Source organism: Salmonella sp. NW1250, from assembly GCF_051812965.1.
GTDB lineage: Bacteria > Pseudomonadota > Gammaproteobacteria > Enterobacterales > Enterobacteriaceae > Salmonella > Salmonella enterica.
In genome coordinates this window covers 387,079-408,473 of sequence record NZ_JAMNDD010000001.1, presented here as the reverse complement: position 1 = coordinate 408,473, position 21,395 = coordinate 387,079, and the positions used below count along the sequence as shown (strand labels likewise).

General features: G+C 45.2%; 20 protein-coding genes and 1 pseudogene. 14 read left to right on the top strand and 7 right to left on the bottom strand.

What is annotated here, in order from left to right; translation table 11 throughout:
• Positions 1-123 precede the first annotated feature (123 nt).
• Positions 124-1,032, bottom strand: a complete 909-nt coding sequence (locus NBA72_RS02155; protein WP_001176641.1) for a LysR family transcriptional regulator — start codon at positions 1,030-1,032, stop codon at positions 124-126.
• 412 nt (positions 1,033-1,444) lie between these two features.
• Between NBA72_RS02155 and NBA72_RS02150 the strand changes: the two genes are divergently transcribed.
• A complete protein-coding gene (locus NBA72_RS02150; RefSeq protein WP_001276021.1) occupies positions 1,445-1,633 on the top strand; it encodes a DUF29 family protein in 189 nt (62 codons plus the stop codon).
• A gap of 1,503 nt (positions 1,634-3,136) precedes the next feature.
• On the opposite strand, the gene NBA72_RS02145 is transcribed toward NBA72_RS02150, so the two are convergent.
• Positions 3,137-3,670, bottom strand: a complete 534-nt coding sequence (locus tag NBA72_RS02145; RefSeq protein WP_242409708.1) for a hypothetical protein — start codon at positions 3,668-3,670, stop codon at positions 3,137-3,139.
• 576 nt (positions 3,671-4,246) lie between these two features.
• Between NBA72_RS02145 and NBA72_RS02140 the strand changes: the two genes are divergently transcribed.
• The 4 genes from NBA72_RS02140 (at position 4,247) to NBA72_RS02125 (ending at position 6,742) form a co-directional block, all read left to right on the top strand.
• Positions 4,247-4,642 (top strand): hypothetical protein, encoded by a 396-nt coding sequence (locus NBA72_RS02140; protein WP_242409709.1) that lies wholly within the window; start codon positions 4,247-4,249, stop codon positions 4,640-4,642.
• Positions 4,639-4,974, top strand: coding sequence for a hypothetical protein (locus tag NBA72_RS02135; RefSeq protein WP_001530147.1), 336 nt, complete (start codon positions 4,639-4,641; stop codon positions 4,972-4,974). The genes NBA72_RS02140 and NBA72_RS02135 overlap by 4 nt, the downstream gene beginning before the upstream one ends.
• 308 nt (positions 4,975-5,282) lie before the next feature.
• Entirely contained in the window at positions 5,283-5,540 is a 258-nt protein-coding gene (locus NBA72_RS02130; RefSeq protein ID WP_137963470.1) for a hypothetical protein, read from the top strand.
• Between the two features lie 266 nt (positions 5,541-5,806).
• Positions 5,807-6,742 carry a hypothetical protein gene (locus tag NBA72_RS02125; RefSeq protein ID WP_042947275.1) on the top strand — a complete coding sequence of 312 codons (936 nt, stop codon included), beginning with the start codon at positions 5,807-5,809 and terminating at the stop codon, positions 6,740-6,742.
• A 398-nt stretch (positions 6,743-7,140) separates the two neighbouring features.
• Here NBA72_RS02125 and NBA72_RS02120 read toward each other — a convergent pair.
• Positions 7,141-7,302: pseudogene (locus NBA72_RS02120) on the bottom strand (DUF1493 family protein); the annotation flags it as partial.
• An 806-nt stretch (positions 7,303-8,108) separates the two neighbouring features.
• Between NBA72_RS02120 and NBA72_RS02115 the strand changes: the two are divergent.
• The 3 genes from NBA72_RS02115 (at position 8,109) to NBA72_RS02105 (ending at position 9,191) form a co-directional block, all read left to right on the top strand.
• Positions 8,109-8,357 (top strand): type II toxin-antitoxin system Phd/YefM family antitoxin, encoded by a 249-nt coding sequence (locus tag NBA72_RS02115; RefSeq protein WP_000885424.1) that lies wholly within the window; start codon positions 8,109-8,111, stop codon positions 8,355-8,357.
• Positions 8,347-8,631: a type II toxin-antitoxin system RelE family toxin gene (locus NBA72_RS02110; protein WP_000221345.1), complete on the top strand. Its 285-nt coding sequence runs from the start codon at positions 8,347-8,349 to the stop codon at positions 8,629-8,631. The genes NBA72_RS02115 and NBA72_RS02110 overlap by 11 nt, the downstream gene beginning before the upstream one ends.
• Before the next feature lie 170 nt (positions 8,632-8,801).
• On the top strand, positions 8,802-9,191 hold the full coding sequence (locus NBA72_RS02105; RefSeq protein ID WP_042947484.1) for a RidA family protein: 390 nt from the start codon (positions 8,802-8,804) through the stop codon (positions 9,189-9,191).
• 51 nt (positions 9,192-9,242) lie between these two features.
• On the opposite strand, the gene NBA72_RS02100 is transcribed toward NBA72_RS02105, so the two are convergent.
• Together NBA72_RS02100 and NBA72_RS02095 are read right to left on the bottom strand one after the other, a co-directional pair.
• The gene (locus tag NBA72_RS02100) at positions 9,243-10,322 is read right to left on the bottom strand and encodes an S-adenosylmethionine:tRNA ribosyltransferase-isomerase (protein WP_042947280.1); all 1,080 of its coding nucleotides are present in this window, start codon (positions 10,320-10,322) and stop codon (positions 9,243-9,245) included.
• Between the two features lie 192 nt (positions 10,323-10,514).
• Complete coding sequence (locus NBA72_RS02095) at positions 10,515-11,003, bottom strand: MarR family winged helix-turn-helix transcriptional regulator (protein ID WP_001293634.1); 489 nt, start codon at positions 11,001-11,003, stop codon at positions 10,515-10,517.
• A 44-nt stretch (positions 11,004-11,047) separates the two neighbouring features.
• Between NBA72_RS02095 and NBA72_RS02090 the strand changes: the two genes are divergently transcribed.
• The 5 genes from NBA72_RS02090 to NBA72_RS02070 all read left to right on the top strand — a co-directional run bounded on the left by NBA72_RS02090 (position 11,048) and on the right by NBA72_RS02070 (position 17,876).
• Positions 11,048-12,556 (top strand): FAD-dependent oxidoreductase, encoded by a 1,509-nt coding sequence (locus tag NBA72_RS02090; protein ID WP_042947283.1) that lies wholly within the window; start codon positions 11,048-11,050, stop codon positions 12,554-12,556.
• Entirely contained in the window at positions 12,546-13,787 is a 1,242-nt protein-coding gene (locus NBA72_RS02085; RefSeq protein WP_001095739.1) for an MFS transporter, read from the top strand. The genes NBA72_RS02090 and NBA72_RS02085 overlap by 11 nt, the downstream gene beginning before the upstream one ends.
• 69 nt (positions 13,788-13,856) lie before the next feature.
• The gene (locus NBA72_RS02080; protein ID WP_077917516.1) at positions 13,857-15,413 is read left to right on the top strand and encodes a PhoPQ-activated pathogenicity-related family protein; all 1,557 of its coding nucleotides are present in this window, start codon (positions 13,857-13,859) and stop codon (positions 15,411-15,413) included.
• Between the two features lie 176 nt (positions 15,414-15,589).
• Positions 15,590-16,876 (top strand): MFS transporter, encoded by a 1,287-nt coding sequence (locus NBA72_RS02075; protein WP_000824240.1) that lies wholly within the window; start codon positions 15,590-15,592, stop codon positions 16,874-16,876.
• Complete coding sequence (locus tag NBA72_RS02070; protein WP_000864935.1) at positions 16,851-17,876, top strand: zinc-binding alcohol dehydrogenase family protein; 1,026 nt, start codon at positions 16,851-16,853, stop codon at positions 17,874-17,876. The genes NBA72_RS02075 and NBA72_RS02070 overlap by 26 nt, the downstream gene beginning before the upstream one ends.
• A 58-nt stretch (positions 17,877-17,934) precedes the next feature.
• Here NBA72_RS02070 and NBA72_RS02065 read toward each other — a convergent pair whose 3' ends face one another.
• Together NBA72_RS02065 and NBA72_RS02060 are read right to left on the bottom strand one after the other, a co-directional pair.
• Positions 17,935-18,726 (bottom strand): FadR/GntR family transcriptional regulator, encoded by a 792-nt coding sequence (locus NBA72_RS02065; protein WP_000388417.1) that lies wholly within the window; start codon positions 18,724-18,726, stop codon positions 17,935-17,937.
• A 45-nt stretch (positions 18,727-18,771) separates the two neighbouring features.
• Positions 18,772-19,863, bottom strand: coding sequence for a choloylglycine hydrolase family protein (locus tag NBA72_RS02060; protein WP_000981375.1), 1,092 nt, complete (start codon positions 19,861-19,863; stop codon positions 18,772-18,774).
• A 428-nt stretch (positions 19,864-20,291) separates the two neighbouring features.
• Between NBA72_RS02060 and NBA72_RS02055 the strand changes: the two genes are divergently transcribed.
• Positions 20,292-21,395, top strand: coding sequence for a hydrogenase small subunit (locus NBA72_RS02055; RefSeq protein WP_001194448.1), 1,104 nt, complete (start codon positions 20,292-20,294; stop codon positions 21,393-21,395).

Below are 21,395 nucleotides of genomic sequence, written 5' to 3'. Positions count from 1 at the left end.
GTAGTTAATTAATCTGAAGAAGATCTTAAACCTCTTTATTGTTACGAAAAACCATCCAATCTTTAAAACAGAATTACTGATAAAGTAACAATCTTCAGGTCGGGTATGCACGAAAGAGCGTTATCAGAGATGTGCATCCGGACCAAAAACCTCGCACAGCCAGTCGATGAATACGCGAACTTTAGGTGCCAGATACCGACGATCCGGGTAAAGCAGTGAAACCGGTTTTGGCGGGGGCGGGAAATCAGTGAGGATCTCTGTCAGCTCTCCACTGGCAATAAAGGGTGCAAGAGACGGACGCAATCCGTGTAGAACCCCCAACCCCGCCAGCCCGCATGAAAGAAACGCTTCTGAATTGTCTACCAGGATGCTGGAGGGAATTTTTATTGACGCGATACTGCCATCAACCGTGAATTTCCACTCCATTATCTGCAGGCTGTGATTACTGAAAAAATTTACAGCCCGGTGGGACTTCATCAGCTCATCGATAGAGTGCGGCGTGCCATGCTTCGCAAGATAAGATGGCGCAGCACAGGTCACCATGGCTGCCGTTCCCAGACGTCTGGCAACAAAACTGGAGTCATTAAGCTCACCAAGTCGGATGACGCAGTCCACACGCTCGGCAATCAAATCAATCTTGCGATCGGACGTGCCAAGTACAATCTCAATATCCGGGTATCGGTTCTGAAAATCTCCAAGAGCCGGAATGATGACTGCCCGGGCGAGCGTAATAGGGACGTCAAGGCGCAGGCGGCCTTTCGGCGGTTGCGTGCTGGAAAATAATCGCCGGACGTCGTCCAGCTCGCTTAAGAGCGACAGGCAACGCTGGTAAAACTCTTCCCCTTCATCCGTCATACTGACCTGTCGTGTTGTACGATGCAGGAGCTTAACGCCCAGATCATGTTCCAGATTCTGAACGGCGCGGGTAACAGCAGGGCGGTGCAGCTCAAGCACCTCCGCCGCGCGGATAAAGCTCCCTTGCTCTACCACATTGACATAAATATTCATGGCTTCCAGCATATTCAGCTGCATCTGTTCTCAGTCCTCAACCATTATTTGTGTCGAAGGGGGAAGCTCCTTATAACATTCCTGTCTGCTGGAACATATCCCTTTCTGAACCGATTGTTTCATCTGGAGTAACATACTGCTATCGATATATGACTTTTACCGGGTGGTTGAGGTAAGACATGTCATTTGTAGAATCGCTACCAATTCTTCGCAACTTTTTTGGATGTTCGGCGGCGTCGTATACAAAAACAAACAGGCCAGGCGATACGGTTACGCATGTGCAGGTCATGCCAGGCGCGACGTTAAAATACGAACTGATAACCGATGAATTATGTTTGACCGCCGCCAGTGTAGGTGGCGAGTATGAATGCAAGACAATGGCAGACAGTGAATAATCAAACCTCATGAAATGAGGTTCCCATTGATTTTTTAGTCAATGTCAGCGCAGCGCAGGAAAATTGCCCGTCGTCTGGAAAAAAGCCCGTTATTAAAACGGGAACTGTCGGAAATGGCTGTTGAGTCCTACGGCGATGCCATGTTATCTGCAGCGCGTGAAAAGAGTTTTCCGTCTGAAATGCCGTGGGCGCTCGCTGATGCGCTGCGCGACGATTTCATCCCGGACTGACACACTGACAGTGACGAATCAATCACAATGGCCGGTTTTTTTATGTCTGCGCGGCGTGTGCTGCGTGAAATCGTGTGCAGGATAGCGGGGAATTCGCGCAGCGTCACGGCAGGGAAGGGAGCAAACTTATGGCCAGAAGTTTTTTGACATGCACGAATCCAGCCGCCTTAACATGTCTTTTAAATGTTCTGGTGCATTTAACATAATATACATTATGCGCACTAACGTCAGGTAACGAGAATTGTAGCCAGATTGGTGCAGTAGTTAGTTCGCATAACAGTTGGATTGTCTTGCGCCCTCTGGCTCAGATTGAGGATGGCTATGGCTAAGCTCTCACTGCGTTCGAGGGATTGTGCTCGTGGTGATTTCTTCATTCACCTGACCGACATCATCAAAACCTGTTTCGTCTTTTAGCTTGTGCAAGCCTCGACATTAGCTGGATGTGATTCTGGTTATTGCAAACTGGAACGCTTCTTCTTTGCTTCGGCTATGTGCCCACTTCGGCATTAGTTGATTTTGGAATTCTTCTGAGGTGTCAGTTGTGGTTTCATTATTTGGGGAAATGATGACCACGCAAAAACTGATGCGCAGAGATTCGTTGTACTGCCCAACGTTAAACTTCGTAGCGCTGGTGAGATTCCAGTACGCACGCCAATCTTGTTTACAATTTGAAGATTCTAGACACTGACAATTGTTATACAATTTTGGCTGTTGCTGTCCGACCTCCCATAGTGGATGCTCCCAAAGAGCGATGGATTATTTCATCGGTAATAAACGTCTTAGACCAGACGCTAAATCTGTCCGTGTTGTTGTAATGACAATGGCTACTCCATTCTAGGCTGACTCCCATATCAGTAAGGTGGAAACACGTCTGTAGCTAACAAGCTGCATTCTCTGGAGAGCAAAACCATCTGTCGCAGGCTGGCTCCCATACCAGTAGCGTAGCAATACTACTAAGAAGACAACTTAGACGGATGGTGAAATGTCATTAGTAATTGCTTCTACGAAGCTGTTGTTTTAACTGTACCCAATGATTCAGAGTCTGTCAGCCTTAAGCAAGCTGATGGATTATGAGTGTTAACGGCTTTCCGGTGCACTGGATACAAGCTGTTGGCTTGCTTCGCTTAAAGCAAATGGGATGGAAGATTCAGGACTAGCCACCCTACTCTTTCATGGTTCCAAAGCAATTATCATGACATTTCTTTGTTATGAGGAATTGTTATGCGCCTGTATTGTGAAATGTATCGTGTATTAATCGTGCTTTATTTGTGTTCTCAAAGACACTTACTTTTGCATACGTGAAAACTATTGGGACAACCGAACCTCCGGCGTGCAGTTTGTTGGGTGGCAGAGGCCAGTAGTATTCATGCCAAAACGCAATTAACCACTAATCGCAGTACCTTATGTCGAAAACGGATTATGGATAATTGACGCATGAAACAGGATGGGATGGTCAGTACCTTATGCCGAAAACGCATCCCTGTCTGATTTACGTATGCAAACTTAATGTGTTTTAGGTGCGTTTACACCAGACACACTTACTTGGGTTGCTTCTTTTTCTCGCGCTGCATTTGCCTTCATTGCTGCGGCGGCAGCCTTCTTCTCTGCTGCTTCCTTTGCTGCTAAAGCCTTCTCTTTCGCTGCTTCCGCTGCGGCCTGTTCTTTTTCTTCTTTGCTCATACTTTGCATTTTCTGATATTCAGCGTCAGCTTTAGCTTGATTTTCCTCGAGAGATTGCTCCAGAGAAATAATTTCTTTCTTTACCGTTTCATCAACAAGTTGTGCTGCCTGTATCTTTCTTGCATCTATCTGCTCTGGCGACTGAGGTTGAGGCTCTATTGTTAAGAGCAAATTAATAGCCGTTTCAGTATCTGAATTGTAGCTATCGTAATCACCCTGCACATACTTATTAGCGGCATTTTCTATCAGAGTCTGAACTCTTTGGGTGACATCATCATTCCAGTCATAAGCGTAAGAAATTGAAGTCCATGCAGCAGGAATAATCAAAGCCATTAACTTCCATTTAGAAAGTTTCATTTGTTTTCCTTAGAATTAATTATGGAATATATAAAAGAAATGGAAGTAAGAATGGGATAGTGCAAATACTTAACTTTAGAGCAGTTCTGGAAGATTAGTTGGAAGTGATTTCTTTTCTTTATTCTTATTCTCTTAATCTTTAATTATCAGCTCAAGCCGCATGGCTCTCTTGCAGAGGGCTAAAGGCATTATACAAATGGCTAAAAATCCTGTCAGTAGCTGGAAGTGCTAATTTAGCTCACATTATGAACAATTATTTAAATGCGCACAAATACCTAATTGTGATCATTTATTAATCTCATTGTACCAGCTAGATAGTACGCGCAGTATTTAGTCAAAGTCGGGTGCGGTGGATAATACAGAATACAATCCCTTTCACATCCAACTAATGCCCCATCTGGCACGCCTCTACAGCGTTCTCAGGGCTTTCTCTTCCCTACCCTCATAATCACCTTAACTCATTCCAGAACCTCTCTCCGTGACATTGAGAGGCTTACTTATCTGGTCTAACCACTAATAATGTCACATTTCTTTGGTAATACCAAAAATACTATTTTTAAACAAGGACTGAAATAAATGAATTCTATTTCTTCACCTACTTCTCATGCAAGCTGTTCAACTTCTCAGGCTTCATATCCTGATGACCTAATCAATAGCACTCTTGTTTCATTATTCTACCTGACAAGTGATGGTGGATTTATGAGTAAGAATGGATATATGCCATGTCATCGGGAGAAAGATGGAAAGCTTCAGATTGAAGTAATCACTAATGACTATTCTTTCTGGATGAATGCGAAAGAGATTTCTCTTCGTCTTAATGAAATGCAACGCAGACGCTTAATGTCAGACCGTTCAGTTCACTACGCCATCGTTGATGGGAATGGGAAGTTTCGTTGTAACCATCGAATCAAATCGTGGAAAGAAATGAAACTGGAACAATACCAGGATATGTCCAGAGGTTATATGCAATGAACTCACCTCACTACTTTTCAGCAAAAGCACTGAATGATGAAATCATTGCCCGTCTTTTAAAAGATGAAGACCGTCTGGTTATCAGCAAAAGCTTTAGTGGTGACAACCATTGTGGCTGGCATATCACAGCACCACGTTATCTATGGATAAAAGCAGGCGTTCATCCTGTCTGGATTCGTGAATCAAAGGGCAACAAACTACAATCCAAAGTTGGAACTAAACGGATGAAACGAGCAAGGCAACTGCTTTCTTTATCTTTACAGGAAAACAAATCCATCTCTTTCACCCAACCACTTCCAGCACAAGTTTTTCATTCAAATTTGTGCGCATAAGGAAAAATACAATGTCTCAGACAAAACCAACGTTTAATGCGAAAACTACTTCTTGCGCTGTTCCATTGCCTACAGGCAAATGTGTTCAGCCAATGGCTACAAATAAACTTCCTCGTGAAACTCCAACTCCACAGAGCGATATCCCATATATGCAATATACGAGTAATGGAGTATTGGTTGCACGATGAAAAGCAAACTCAGAAAGATGGTTACTAAAACCAAAACTCAGGCTGCCGTGAGTCGTAAAGCCAACCTGAAAACAAAACAACTTTCACACGTCTGCGTAGCAGAATACAAGGAGGCTGACAATGGCATTATCCAGAGCGCAGCATGAAGCAAACAAAGCTAATGGTGCGTATCACATTGACCGTCATGGGAATCGTGTTGCTCCTGCATTAGCTCGTTCTGCTCGTTCCACTGATGTAGTAACAGGTGTTCGTCATACTGCTTCAAATTCAGCTATTGATAAGGCTGTATTCAATGACCCATTAAAACTACAGATTATGTCTCTGCGGGCTTGTGGCCGTCATGCAGAGGCTGACCGTTTAGAGGGTGTGAAACGTTAAAAAATAACGCACCATATAGGGCTACAGCACGTCGTGAGACGTTAAGCCCTGTCATTCATTGTCCATTATTAAAGGCTCTCAAAATGGCATACAGAGCGTTTAATAATGGCTGATTGTTATTTGATCATTATTGCCACAATTTTATTTATGAATTTTTTTTTAGCTCCATGCAGTGAATGCCTGAATTGAAGGTGTTGATGAAAGTAGGACCCATTCTAACTTCATTCTTCCTTCTGTTGATTCTCATTCATTCTATGGAGTATCCGATGAAATACAATTACACCACAGATTACAATCATCCTCATTATTATTCAGGCAATATCTTTACCTCTAATCGTTATGGTCGTTATCGCATTCTTGGCAAGCTTCTCAATCATAATCGTCGTGGTTATTATGTCATTCAGTTTGAAGAAACTGGACACACAACCAAAGCCTATTGTTCAGCAATCAAATCAGGAAAAGTTGCTGACCGTTCATATGACTTCGGCAATGAAGAAGAAAGACGAGAAGCTTTAATGCGTCCTGTTATTCATGGTGTTGGCTATATCGGAATTGGACAGTATCGGACATATGTCCCCTACACTCCTGAGACATACGGGCAACGAACCAAAGAGTATGTGCTCTGGCAAAATATGATTGCTCGTTGTTACTACACCAGTAACGGCAAGCAGGTTCATAAAGGGTACAAAGGTGTTCATGTGTGTGAACGCTGGCATTGCTTCCAGAACTTCTGTTCAGACCTTCCAGCAATTCCCGGATATGGCAACTGGAAAGATAATCCAGTGAAGTATGAGTTTGATAAAGACTATTCCCATCGTCGTCATTATTCACCAGATACAATGTGTTTCATTCCAACCAGTGATAATGCAAAAGAAGCTGGTTTGAGAAATCAGGCAATGAAGATAGCCAAGTCAGACTATTACTACATAAACAAGAATCGAGAATCCATTGTTGATGAAGCCAAAGAAGCTTTGTCCAAAGATTGGGTTCCATTCTCAGTGGTGATGAATGGAAACACTCACACCATTATCACTGATACACCCTATGGAACAACAATCTTCTTCCCATTAACAAAGAAGATAATGCGTCATTGCTTCCTCATTGATGGTGACGTTCATATCTTCATTCAGTATCTCGACTGGCTGAAACAACGGTGGATAGATAGAAATCCATCCATTGATATGCATTGCTATGAGGTATGACATGATTCCAGTTAATGAGCAGGAATGGAATGATGCAATGGACTATCTTGAGTGGTTGTATTTAAACAGATAGTGATTGAACAAAGGGCATTCCATTGAGTGTCCTTGATTGAATCACAAACGATTAATAATAAAGATTCAAAATACAACTTGTGGGATAAGTCTGTTTGCTTCGCATATTGACACATGATGCTGTCGCATCTGTCACCATAATTGCAAAGCAATTCTGTCGCCAGTCGCTCCGCTCTTTATCGCTCAAGCTTCCAGCTTGTCGCTTATTGGTGCAGCCATCTAGTTATGAGTCTTGAGGGGAAATAGCGTGTTCCACGCCATTTCACAATCCAATACATTATGCGCACTAAAATAGCAGAGGGCGAAAAGCAGCCCCCAAGCGTGAATCAGTCATACAACCAGCGACCAGCCCTGGCAGACGCAATGAGCATACCTATCGTGAACTCCGGCACCTGAGGAACATCGTTTTTGCGAAACGGATTAAGCAAATGCTTTAGCGGTGGTTCTGGCGGATAGTATGTTGTGATCGAGAAGCTTCCTCTGGCAATGCGTTTGAAGGACGAGCGCCGAAATGCTGCCTGCTTGTTTTTATTGATGATGCTATCCACCTCTGCTTTGGTGAGGCTGAATCAGCCTTTGGTACATGATGAGGGCTATCGGGAAGTATATCGAGGTCTGGCACTACCCGGATGGTCTTAAAGAACTCCGCCTTAATGACGCTGTTCTTCCCTACTCCACCTGTGATCGGCTCCAGGAAATCGTTGAGCGAACAGCGGAGTTCGCATAGTTACCCCTTCCGGATGTGTTTCCGACATCGTGTCGATGCCGGCTATTTTCTGCAGCCAATACGTTTCCGCATAGGGTCAGTATATGCAGATTATATATGTAGCAGATGCAGGACATATGGATATGTGTTACCTATCCCTTCTTCTCTCTTTTTACGGCAGGACCAAAAAAGGCAAAAAAGGATCTTTTAACATGTCTTCGTCATACGTATGACTACTTTGATACCGATCCTGGTCAGGACGATGCAATTTACGCAGATGGACAGCCAGATAGAGGCCCAATGCTAATGCCTATTTGTAGCCATTTTTGTCCAGGTTTGTCGACCAGTGTCCTGAGCACCCAGATGGCCGCGCTGCGCCTGGGTATCTCTGTCCGTCACTTCCGAGTGTGATCTTACTCACATAATGTGGACGCTCTAAGCGAGGTTCTGGACATCTGAACTTAGCCTTGAAAAAACCGTCAGCTGCCCGCATCACTGACCGGGCTGGAGCTGAATCCCCTTCGTGAAGGATGCTTTTATTAGTACTATTAAAGGTGCTATATTTAGTCATCAACTAGGAGGTAAATTATGGCATTTCAAATTTTAACGACTACTGCAGCAAGCATTACAGAACTGAAACGTGATCCAATGGGAACTTTCAATGCCGGAGATGGCGCTCCAGTTGCCATTCTTAACCGTAATGAACCGGCTTTCTACTGTGTGCCTCCGGCACTTTATGCTCATCTTATGGATATTCTTGAGGATGAAGAACTCGGTCGTATTATCGATGAGCGTGCGAATGAACGCGTCATTGAGGTCAACATTGATGACTTATAAGCTGGCATTTAACGAATCAGCACTAAAAGAGTGGAAAAAACTGGGTCATACTATACAGGAACAGTTTAAAAAAAAGTTACGGGAACGGCTTGAAAACCCTCGGGTTCCGGCTTCTCAATTACATGGAAGAAAGGATCAGTACAAAATTAAGCTGCGTGGTGCAGGATACAGACTGGTGTACAGCGTCGAAGATGAAATTATCACGGTAACTGTCATTGGTGTTGGAAAGCGTGAAAATGATGCCGTCTACAAAGTGACACGACACAGAAGCTAATCATTCAGGAAATACTCTCTTTCCCGTCAAACGATACGACAAACAGGCTCAGTTCTTTTATGTGACGGCACCTTGACATATGTCACGTATATGAAACTATGGCCTACGTTGTGTATGTGACATTCATTTTATTCCCGCCCGGAGTGTTTACGCTATCTGAGGATAACATTATGACGCAACGTATCGCGGTTTTTCCTGCTGACCGCCATTCTCTGTATGAGGAACATGGGTATTCCGCAGCCATCCGTTCTGGTGATTTACTGTTTGTTTCAGGCCAGGTAGGCAGTCACACAGACGGAACGGCGGAGCCTGATTTTCAAAAACAAGTGAGGCTTGCTTTTGAAAACCTGAAAGCAACACTGACTGCAGCAGGATGCACATTCGATGACATAGTGGATGTCACCACCTTCCATACCGATCCAGAGCAACAACTTAACGACGTGATGGCGGTGAAACAGGAGATATTTGCCCATCCCCCTTATCCTAACTGGACCGCTGTTGGCGTTACCTGGCTGGCCGGCTTTGATTTCGAAATAAAGGTTATTGCCCGAATCCCCTGATGCTTATTCTCGGTAAAACCGGTAGCATTATGTGTACCGGTTTTATTTTATTCATCCCTGCCCTTCATCCTGTATGATTAACATGCAATCACCAAACATATCGAACTGACATGACTGGATATGTTCTGAGGCATAGGCCTTCATGAGTAGATCAACCCCAGCAAACTGACCAGTTAACACCATATGCGTCGTTTTTGGCTGATGTAAGTTCGTTAGCAGGCAGTCAACCACTTTCAGTTGATAGCCTGGATGTATATAAAGCGCAGTCCAGCCAGAACTTGCTTTGAGGCAATTGTGTTCCCTCGAATACGCGGACTCCAGGCATCGTGTAACGGTAGTTCCTACGGCAAAAATACGTCCGCCATTTTGCTTCGCAGTATTAATGATATCCGCTGTTGCTTGCGGAACCTCGTAGTATTCTTCGTTGATAGTCACTTCCTCTACACATTTTGTTTGTATTTTTCTGTTGGACAACATTTCTGTTGATGCAACATGTAAAGTAATAAAAGATATTAACCCACCTTTATCTTCGATTTTTTGGATAAGATCCCAGGTAAAATGAATGCCGGCAGAAGGTATTTCTAAAGAACCATACTTTTTAGAAAAAACGGAACGGTAAGCATCTGGATATTTATAAAACAAGCTGGAGTCCACATACTCATCAAGACGCTCACCATGACTGGCTAAATAGCAAATTAAGGCCTCATGATTTTCCACGACGGCTCGGTACTGACTCTCTTCGCTAAACTTTTGCTCTACCTTAATGGAAATTCCAGGGTTATCAACCAAATAGAAAACATCATTCGCGTTAAGCCTTTCTTTTAAAAGTCCGGAAATAATTACTCTATTATTTGGTAAAAACCCCTCTAAAACAATTTTAATTAATCTATTCCGTCTTGTTTTACAGATAAACATATGGTTTATTATAGTACTGTCGTTAAAACAGATTACATCACCTTCTTTGATATAATCTGTTACTTTACTAAAGTCTACCTTATGAATTTCCCCTTTACTCCGGTTGAGGACAAGCATTTTACACTTTTCCCTGTATGAATCATTGGCTATCCAATGAGGTCTGAGTGGGATAGTCATCTGATCGGTAATGCGAAAATCATATTTTTCGGTAAGCATATATTTACCCTTTGAAAAACCATTGATACGGCGATTGTTATATAGCCGTATTCTGCAGTATACGTTGGCCTTTCAAAGGGTGAAAATTAACTCAATAAATGTTATTGTTATATTTACTTTGCTGGCTATTTAATCAATGTCAGATACCAATATTAAGCTGGACGATCGGATTTGACCGCCCTTTTCTTTTGCTTATTCCGGCATTGAAGCATCGCTATCCATTGCATCGGCAAACTTTTGCATTAGCCGAACAAAGACATCAAGTTCATCCTGAGGCCAGTCTTTAAAAACAACTTTGCCCATTTGCTCTCGCGCAGCGTCTATACGCTCCGTCATCGCCTTTCCTGTACGGGAGATAACGGCCTCGCGTATACGACGATCGATGGCATTATGCTGCCGTATTATCAACCCCAGCTTCTCCAGTTTGGCGACCTGTCGGCTTACCGTCGTATAATCACGACCGGCACGTTCGGCTAACTCAACAACGCCAATCGGCCCTAAACGTTCGATACTAATAAGGATCGAAAATAGCGCACGATCGAGTTGAATCCCCGCTTCTGCAATTAATTTCTCATCATTACGAGGCCGGTTAAGCGCGCTTACCACGCGAATCAACGCACCGTGAAGCGCCTTCATTTGCTCGGAAATATGTGTATCTTGCACATTTTTATTTTCTGACATAGCATGTCTCCTCTTATGTGCATAATACACATATCGGAGAGACGATGACAAGATACACCACTACAGATGTACTGATCTGCGGCGCTGGCGTAACCGGGCTTACTTTAGCCATCGAACTGGCGCGTCACGGGATCTCATTTCGCCTGATTGAGAAAAGAACGACGCCTTTTACCGGTTCCCGCGGTAAGGGTATTCAGCCGCGAACGCAAGAAATCTTCGAGGATCTTGGAATACTCAATAAAGTGGTCGCCGCCGGCGGGCTCTATCCCCGACTACGAACCTACCGTCACGACGGAAGCTATGTAGATTCAGATATTGCGCATCATACAAAACCGACCCACGCCGAACCCTACCATCTGCCATTGATGGTTCCACAGAACGTGACAGAAACGATTATGCGAGAGCAATTAAAAGCATGGGGACATCGGGTGGAGTTCGGCTGCGAGTTACGACATTTTGCGCAAACCCCACGCACAGTCACCGCGTATGTTGCCGGGCCGGCTGGAGAAGAGGTCATCATCGCTCATTATTTGATAGGTGCGGATGGCGGCGGAAGCTTTGTCAGAAAAAAATTAGGCGTCAGCTTCCCCGGTCGTACGTTGGGAATCCATGCGCTTGTGGCTGACGCTTCACTTTCCGGTCTGAACCGGGATGTATGGCACCATTTTAACGATGGCGATATGGCGCGGATGATAACGATTTGCCCTCTCGCCGGTACGCAGCTCTTTCAAATCCAGGCATTGTTGGCCCCGGACGACTCGCAGAATTTCTCAGCCGACGTGCTCACGGCTTTTCTTACTGAACGAATCGGGCGGACGGATGTTCGCATCCATTCGATTCCCTGGGTATCGAAGTACCAGATGAATGCGCGCATAGCGGAACATTACCGTGTGGGTAAGGTATTTTTAGCCGGTGATGCCGCTCATGTGCATCCGCCGACGGGTGGGCAAGGGTTAAATACCAGCATCCAGGATGCCTATAACCTGGGATGGAAAATGGCAGCCTCGCTGCGGGGCGCAGGAGAAGAACTTCTCGATAGCTATGAACAGGAACGCCGCCCGGTAGCCGAATCACTGCTCCACCTTTCTACCCGATTACTTGAATCTCAAAAACAGGGTGGCATCAAACGAGAACGCGACGTTCAACAACTTGACATCCAGTATACCAATTCCCCCTTAGCCCACACGTTGCCCGAACGTCAGCATGGGTTACAAGCGGGAGAAAGAGCTCCGGATGCTCCTCTTTTGGGCGCCGGCGGCCAATCATTACGATTATTTCAGTTACTCCAGGGCCCGGACTGGAATCTGTTGGCCTACGAAACCCACGGTAAGGTCATCGATGCGCGGCGAGGTCTGCGTATTCATCACATTGGCGAGCAGGACGAGCTCATCGATACCCTGGGGCACTTCCGGGAGTCCTATCATCTGGCCCCGGGTCAATGCGTGCTGATCCGACCCGATGGCTATGTCGGCGCATTCTTTCACGGCAAACAGAGCAACGATATTGAAAATTATCTCTCTCGTTTTGCCATAGGGATTAAAGATGAATACTAATGTCTATGAGAACACCGACAGCGAAACTATCACCCCGCTCAACAAGCGGCGTATTTTGCCTGTTTTCCTGCTTGTCGGCCTTTATGCCGCCAGTACAGCGGCTGTAATGTCGGTACTGCCTTTTTATATCCGCGAGATGGGCGGTTCGCCGCTTATCATTGGAATCATCATCGCCACTGAAGCTTTTAGCCAATTTTGTGCGGCGCCCCTGATTGGCCACCTTTCCGATCGCGTTGGCCGCAAGCGAATACTGATTGTCACGCTGGCTATTGCGGCGATAAGTTTACTATTACTCGCCAACGCGCAATGTATCCTGTTTATCCTGCTCGCCCGCACGCTTTTTGGCATTAGCGCCGGAAATTTGTCAGCCGCCGCAGCCTATATTGCCGATTGTACGCACGTCAGAAATCGGCGTCAGGCAATCGGTATCCTCACAGGCTGCATTGGTTTAGGCGGTATTGTCGGGGCAGGCGTTTCCGGGTGGTTATCGCGTATCAGTCTGAGCGCGCCGATCTACGCCGCCTTTATACTTGTCCTTGGGTCTGCCCTGGTCGCGATTTGGGGGTTAAAAGACCCTTCCACAACATCACGTACCACAGATAAAATAGCGGCGTTCTCTGCCCGCGCTATTTTAAAGATGCCTGTCCTTCGCGTCTTAATCATCGTAATGCTTTGTCATTTCTTCGCCTATGGCATGTACTCTTCACAATTACCTGTTTTTCTTTCTGACACCTTCATCTGGAATGGGCTTCCCTTTGGGCCAAAAGCGTTAAGCTATCTGTTAATGGCGGACGGGGTTATTAATATTTTCGTTCAGCTATTTCTGTTAGGTTGGGTGAGCCAATATTTTTCGGAGCGAAAGCTAATTATCCTCATCTTCGCCCTTCTTTGTACTGGATTTCTCACTGCGGGTATCGCCACGACCATACCAGTGCTTGTTTTTGCTATCGTTTGTATTAGCATCGCTGATGCGCTAGCCAAACCCACTTATCTTGCCGCCTTGTCCGTCCATGTATCGCCTGCCCGACAAGGTATCGTCATCGGAACGGCGCAGGCATTAATCGCAATCGCTGATTTTATATCCCCCGTATTGGGCGGATTGGTCCTGGGGTATGCTCTGTATGGCGTCTGGATCGGTATAGCTATCTCTGTCGCCATTATTGGTCTGGTGACGGCAATGATTTACCTTTCAAAAAGTTCAGTGCTAATAGTGAAACCAGAAACAGAATAATGTGACAACGTCACAAATATTATTACTCCCTTCTTCCGTTATTTATCAAAAGTATTGTACTTATATTGAATGTTTAGGAGGTATTTATGGAAATTATGCTGGTTGGCATTTGCCCTTGTAACGCGCGGGGAAAGCATGAAAAAAATATATCTCGTTGTTATCGTACTGTTTTTCATTTCTACAAAAGTTTATACACTACTTCATAACAACATCTTCTTTTGTCGAAACAGCCCGGAGTGTGATTTGTCTCATGTTCTCCCCGACTACCGGGAGCAGATTTCAGGCACACCGCTAAAATATACCTTGATTAATATAGCTCCATTAGCACAGGTGGTAGTCAGACACTATGAATTATTATCGCAACACTGGTCGCCAGATGACATGGTAACCCCTGCGCAATGGCGACATAACGTTGATATTTATATCCCTGAAACGGCAAAAGAGCACCATGCTTTGGTGGTTGTAAACAACGGAATTAATTATGATAAAGGCGTACAAATCACTGGTAAACCTGGTGATTTCCCCCAGGAAACACTGGCAAGCATCGCCCGTGATACGAATACCATCGTAATATCAGTGAGTGATATACCTAACCAATATTTAACCTTTCAGGATGATAAAAAACCATTGAAAGAGGACGAAAGCGTTTCCCGAAGCTGGGCATTATTTATGGAAGCGCCGGAGAAACGTGAGTTAATGCCTTTAAATATTCCTATGGTCACTGCCATATCGCAAGCGATGAGATTAGCAAAAAAGGAGTTAACGCAATGGAATATAAATTCCTTTATCATTACAGGTATTTCAAAGCGTGGGTGGACCACCTGGTTGTCAGCTATTGCCGATCCTGATGTTGAAGCAATTGTTCCCTTCGCCATTGATCTACTTGATATTGATGCTTCACTTGAGCATATTTATCAATCATACGGTGGAAATTGGCCCATTACATTCTACCCCTACTACCAGCAAGGCATAGATGAGAAAATAAAATCCCCCACATTTACCCAGCTAAGGCAAATAATAGATCCGCTAAGATATCTCAACACTATTTATCAACCCCGCCTTGCAATACCGAAATATATTATTAATGCAAGCGGCGACGATTTTTTCGTACCAGACAATACTCGCTTTTATTATAGCAAACTTCCTGGCGTAAAATCATTACGTATAGTGCCTAATATGAACCACTACTCAATTAACCAGTTCGCTGAAGAAAGCCTCGTTCCTTTTATTAATAGGTTTCAAAGTAAAAAAACATTACCACAGTTGATCGGCCTTATTCACCACCATCTTCTTACGGTCTATTTCTCAGAAGCGCCGGTAAAAGTCGTTCGCTGGACAGCCAACAATCCAAATGCGCGTGATTTCCGTTATGCCTGTGGCATCCGCTATCAGCCGCTTACAATAGATATTCCCGCCAACAATAAGATCAGTATTACGTTAAATGAACCGAAGACAGGTTGGGAAGCTACCTATATCGAAGCCACTTTTAATGATGGCTATGTCGCCACGAGTCAGGTTTATATTACGCCCGATGAAAAATACCCACAGACAGCACCACCTTCCGTTAACACCGCATGTCAAACGTTACCGGGGCGTGGATTAGGGGAAAACGATAGCCCCGATTGAATTTTCAAGTAATTGTCTGATTTTAAATAATTTTATCCATCACGCTTGCGATGGATAAAAATCCTCTGCGATAAATTTTTGTTATATTGATCACGTTCTAACCACAAGAGAGGTGATTTGAAAATAACCTTAAAATATTGTGGTCAGGCCGCTAGACCACAATAAGAGGATTAATCATGAAAAGAAAAACAATGGGATGGCTTATCGTTTTTCTTCTATTTATAGTTTACATGCTCAACTATATGGATCGTTCAGCATTGTCGATAACTGCCCCCTTGATCGAAAAGGAGTTAGGATTTAACGCCGCGGAGATGGGAATGATCTTCAGCGCATTTTTTATCGGATACGCCCTGTTTAATTTTATTGGTGGCTGGGCCAGCGATAAAGTTGGGCCAAAAACGGTTTTTCTCATCGCAGCGTTACTATGGTCTGTATTTTGTGGCTTAACTGGTTTAGTCACCGGATTGTGGACAATGCTTATCGTGCGCGTTCTTTTCGGTATGGCTGAAGGACCGGTCAGCGCTGCCGGAAATAAAATCATCAATAACTGGATTTCCCGAAAGGAGTCTGCCACGGCGATCGGAATTTTTAGCGCCGGTTCCCCGCTCGGCGGCGCGGTGTCCGGGCCGATTGTGGGCCTGTTGGCGTTATCCTTAGGCTGGCGCCCCGCATTTGGCATTATTTTCTTATTTGGCCTGGTCTGGGTACTACTGTGGTACTTTATCGTTAGCGATAAGCCAACAATGAGTAAACGCCTGGCGCCGGAAGAACGCATTGATTTTGAAAATCATGAGGACGTTATTTTATCTGATGATGGCCGGGCTACGCCTTCACTCGGCTATTACATGAAACAACCAATGGTATGGGCGACAACTCTGGCTTTTTTCAGCTACAACTATATTCTTTTTTTCTTCCTGACCTGGTTCCCAAGTTATCTGAACCATTCGTTACATCTCGATATTAAAGAAATTAGTATCGCCACGGTAATTCCCTGGGTCATCGGCGCCATTGGTATGGTGCTCGGCGGCGTCTGTTCTGATGTAATTTATCGGATTACCGGTAATGCCCTGCTCTCACGTCGACTTATTCTGGGCGTATGTCTGGCAGGCGCGGCGGTATGTGTTGCCGTTTCCGGTACCGTTAGCACTATTGGTAGCGCAATTACGCTCATGTCAGTTTCACTCTTCCTGCTCTATTTAACGGGCCCAATTTATTGGGCGGTTATTCAGGATGTTGTTCATAAAGATAAGGTAGGGAGCGTCGGCGGAGCCATGCATGGCCTGGCTAATATATCTGGCATTATCGGTCCGCTTGTCACCGGTTTTATCGTTCAATTTAGCGGTAAATATGACTATGCGTTCTATCTGGCTGGTGCTATCGCTATCGTTTCAAGCCTGTTGGTCTTCGTGTTTGTAAAAAGTAAAGGATTCAAAGCCAATGAAAGTCAAAGCTGTGTTCATTAATAAGCCTGGTGAAGTTGAAACCCGCTGGGTGGATTATCCCCATAAGAAAGAAAATGAAGTATTAATTAAGGTTGATGCCGCAGGCATTTGCGGATCGGATATCGGGGCTTTTCGTGGAACGAACCCACTGGTTACTTACCCAAGAATTATTGGGCATGAAGTGACCGGAATTGTTCTTCAGGAAGGTACCGGAATGCCGGACAATATTAAAAAAGGCGACCGCGTGATTGTTGACCCCTATATTTATTGTGGTCACTGCTACCCTTGCTCTGTCGGCAGAACTAACTGTTGTGAAAATTTAAACGTCATTGGCGTGCATGTCGATGGCGCAATGCAGGAGGTGGTTACTCATCCCGCACATTTAATTCATAAAATACCAGATAATGTGCCTTCTGAAATGGCGCCGCTGGCAGAACCGCTGACCATCGCTCTGCACGCGCTGCACCGGGCAAACGTTAAGGCCGGGGAATATGTTGCCATCATCGGCGCGGGGGCCATTGGTCTTATGGCGGCATTAAGCGCGCGACATTACAAGGCAACGCCTATTCTGATCGATATTGTGGAAGAAAGGCTACGCTATGCGCAAAAGCTTGGCGTTCCTTATGTACTGAACGCCGCTGACGATCAGGTTATCGACGCTATTAAAAATATCACCCACGGCACCATGGCGCAGGTCGTGATAGAAGCCTCCGGCGCAAATAGCGCTATTCGAAATACGCTTGATTTAGCATCTTTTGCTGGTCGTATTTCGTTTACCGGATGGCCAAAACAGGAAACGTCGCTGCCGACGAACCTGATCACCTATAAAGAACTGGATTTACGCGGCTCCCGCACCAGTGCCGGTGAATTTGATGAGGCATTACGCATGCTGTCAACGCTGGAGATTAATCCGCAAGATGTTGTCAGTAAGGTCGTCAATCTTGATGAGATCCCTGATGCAGTTAAAGAACTTGATCGCTATCCGGAGCGCTACTTAAAGATTAATGCTGTTTTCCATTGATTTACGGCAAGCTCCACCGCATGGCATGACCGCCATGCGGTGTTATTCATCGACAAACTTAGCCGCCGACAATCTTTCTCACATAGCGTAAATGTTCCAGAGATCCCTCATAGGCGCTGTCAGCATCAGACTGTCGCATCGCATCCACTATCGCTTTATGTTGTTTGTTGAGATTAAGTAAAACATTTCTGTCTCCAGACTGCTCATCAAGCCCAGCATAAGGGATATTAATCCGTTGTTCCCATAACATACGGGACATATCGAACAACACCCGGTTACGGCTGGCCTCAGAGATCGCAAGGTGAAACTCTTTATCCAGCGAGTAAAAGCCGTGGACGTTATTATCGTTAATGGCTTGATCCATACGATGATAAATCGCCTCTATTTGATTGATGACGTCAACGTTATCGTTTTGTGCGGCTAAGCGCGCACAATGGCTATCGACCAGCTCGCGAGTAGAGAGAATTTCTTCGATGGTATAGTCGCTGGCAAGGTGTTTTTTATCTGAAACGATAACCCCATTACCGGACTGAATCACGATCCATCCGGAGATCTCCAGTACAATAAGGGCTTCTCGCAAGGAGGCGCGGCTCACGCCAAGCTGTTTTGCCAGTTCGCGTTCTGGCGGTAAAAAAGTTCCCGGTGGAAAAATATTATCATTGATCAGCTTAATGATGAGGTTGGCTATCTTCTGATAGAGCCTCTCCTGCCTGACCTCAGGTATAACCATGCGCCCTCCAATCCATATCCAGGGGATTTTGAATGGATTTAGCATACCATCCTGGCGCTGGTGATCGTGATAATTAATTACCGTGCATGATAAAGAGAAGCAACCGCCGGTAGCCTCCATTACCTTCGCCGAGACTACCGGGGAAACTAAACCGAGATGAGCTATTTATCCTTTGACGTTGATTTTCTCGAACACGGGCGCAGTCGCGTTCTTAAACTGAGAAAGAGACCAGGTTTTATAGTTGATATCATTGTAGCCGCGCACCATCATCTCACCGTGCGTTAAGTCAGATAGCGTTGTCCAGACCGTATATTCTGAGACCGGTTTGCGGGTGGCGTTGCCTTCCCCTTCACTCCCCATATAGTCAACCGTAATATTTTTCGGACGATCGAAACGGCTCATAATATGCGCAAGCGTATTCATTGCATCGTGGGCAGATGTCGCTTGCGGCGCATATGTGGTGTAATAAACGCCGCGTATAAAACGGGAAACCGACGTATCGGACGATGGCAAGTCTGCAATAGCAATCCCGCTATCAGGCTGCATCACTTTTATCCCGCCCAGTGTGCCTGAAGAGCGGTCCACATTGGTTAATTGCGTATAATTATTCAGATTTGTCAGATGCCAGGGGAATGCGGGACCATTTGTCATCACGCGAGTGGGATTGTCATAGACATGGAATTTGCCATTTTCCACTTCAACGACAATGCTTCCTCCTTTCTTGTCGTAAAACGCATAATGAAATGGCGATTTCAGATCGCCAAACCGATGCAGTTCCGGTGACCAGAATTTGCCCTCTTTTATTGCCTGTTTTACCTCGCCGACAGTAGCAAAACGGGCCAGCGCCCATTCTCCCAACGAGGTGACAGGAATTGCCTGTTTATATTCACTCGCGGGCAATGGCGGCAACTGCGCATTCATGATCATGTTTTCACTAAATGACAATCCCGCGCTATTCATGCCTTCAAGTATGTCTCTGCTATCGCCATCAGTAATGGTGGAAGTAATGGCCAGTATCGGATATTTCGCCTGATAGCTTACTCCCTGACTGCCATCCGGCGTTTTTTTATCAAACTGCGTTCCCGCCGGATAATACGTTAACCATGAGGGTAAATCCTGCATATATTCCAGCGTACGTCCATGAAAAATATCGCCTTGTTTATCCTGAATGGCAAGGGTTGTGCAGGCCTGTGCAGCCAGGGCGTATGAAAACAGCGCCGGAGCGATAAATAACATTGTTTTACTTTTGTTCATCATGCTCTCCTTGTTTGTAAAATGGATTGGATGAATATATTAAATTAAACCTATCAATGGTTATGCGGCACGTAATTAATTGTGATCTTATTTTACAAGCTAATAAATTTAACTGACGGGTTTAAAGGAGAGTTAAACACAGCGAACTAACATGAAAACGCGTTATCCGTGTGAGCATTTAAAAAAATCCCATCATGTTATAAATAAAAAACACGGTTTCTTATCAACATTAAGAGATGCCATCACAACGCTATATTTACTCAACATCACCAATAACATTAAATTAATTTATGTTTTTGAGTAATGTGAGTAGCACACATGTAATCGGTTGTTACGAATTAGAAACATAATTGCTACTAAAACACGTTGAGAAAGACAAGAAATGCAACATATGATGCCCACACTAACTATAGTGGTTTGGGATAAACGTTATGCAAACACAAGATACATTTTATCAAGTTATGCGTAGACACGGCGTGACAAGGCGTAGCTTCCTCAAGTTTTGCAGCCTTACCGCAACGTCTTTAGGCCTGAGCAGTTCGATGATTCCTCAGATAGCTTATGCCCTGGAGAATAAACCGCGTACGCCAGTGATATGGCTGCATGGTCTTGAATGTACCTGCTGTACCGAATCTTTCATTCGCTCTGCGCACCCGTTGGCAAAAGATGCCATTTTGTCGCTCATTTCCCTGGATTATGACGACACCATTATGGCCGCCGCAGGGCAACAAGCCGAGCAGGCGTTGGCGGATGTGATGCGTGAGTACAAAGGAAATTATATCGTTGCCGTGGAAGGTAACGCGCCGCTGAATGAAGATGGGATGTTTTGCATACTGGCTGGCGAGCCGTTCCTGGAGAAGTTAAAACGCGTCAGCGCGGATGCTAAAGCGATTATCGCCTGGGGGTCCTGCGCATCATGGGGCTGCGTGCAGGCAGCCCGTCCCAACCCAACTAAAGCCACGCCGGTTCACAAATTAATTACCGATAAACCCATTATTAAAGTGCCAGGCTGCCCGCCTATACCTGAAGTGATGTCCGCCGTTATCACCTATATGCTGGCATTTGATCGCATCCCTCCCCTTGATCGTCTTGGACGACCAAAAATGTTTTATGGCCAGCGAATTCATGACAAATGTTACCGACGCGCGCATTTCGATGCCGGTCAGTTTGTGGAAGCATGGGATGACGAAGGCGCCAGAAAAGGGTATTGCCTGTACAAGATGGGCTGTAAAGGCCCGACCACCTATAACGCCTGTTCAACCGTTCGCTGGAATGATGGCGTGTCTTTTCCTATCCAGTCGGGTCATGGATGCCTCGGATGTTCGGAAGATGGATTCTGGGATTACGGTTCTTTTTACAGCCGGGCAACGGGCATTCCGCAAACCGGCATTGAGGCTACCGCCGATAAAATCGGACTGGGCGTTGCTGGCGTCGCGGGCGCTGCCGCCATCGCTCACGCCACGGTGAGCGCCATAAAACATGCCCGCAATAAAAACAACACGTCATCAGAAAACGCTCCGGAAGAGAAAAAATAA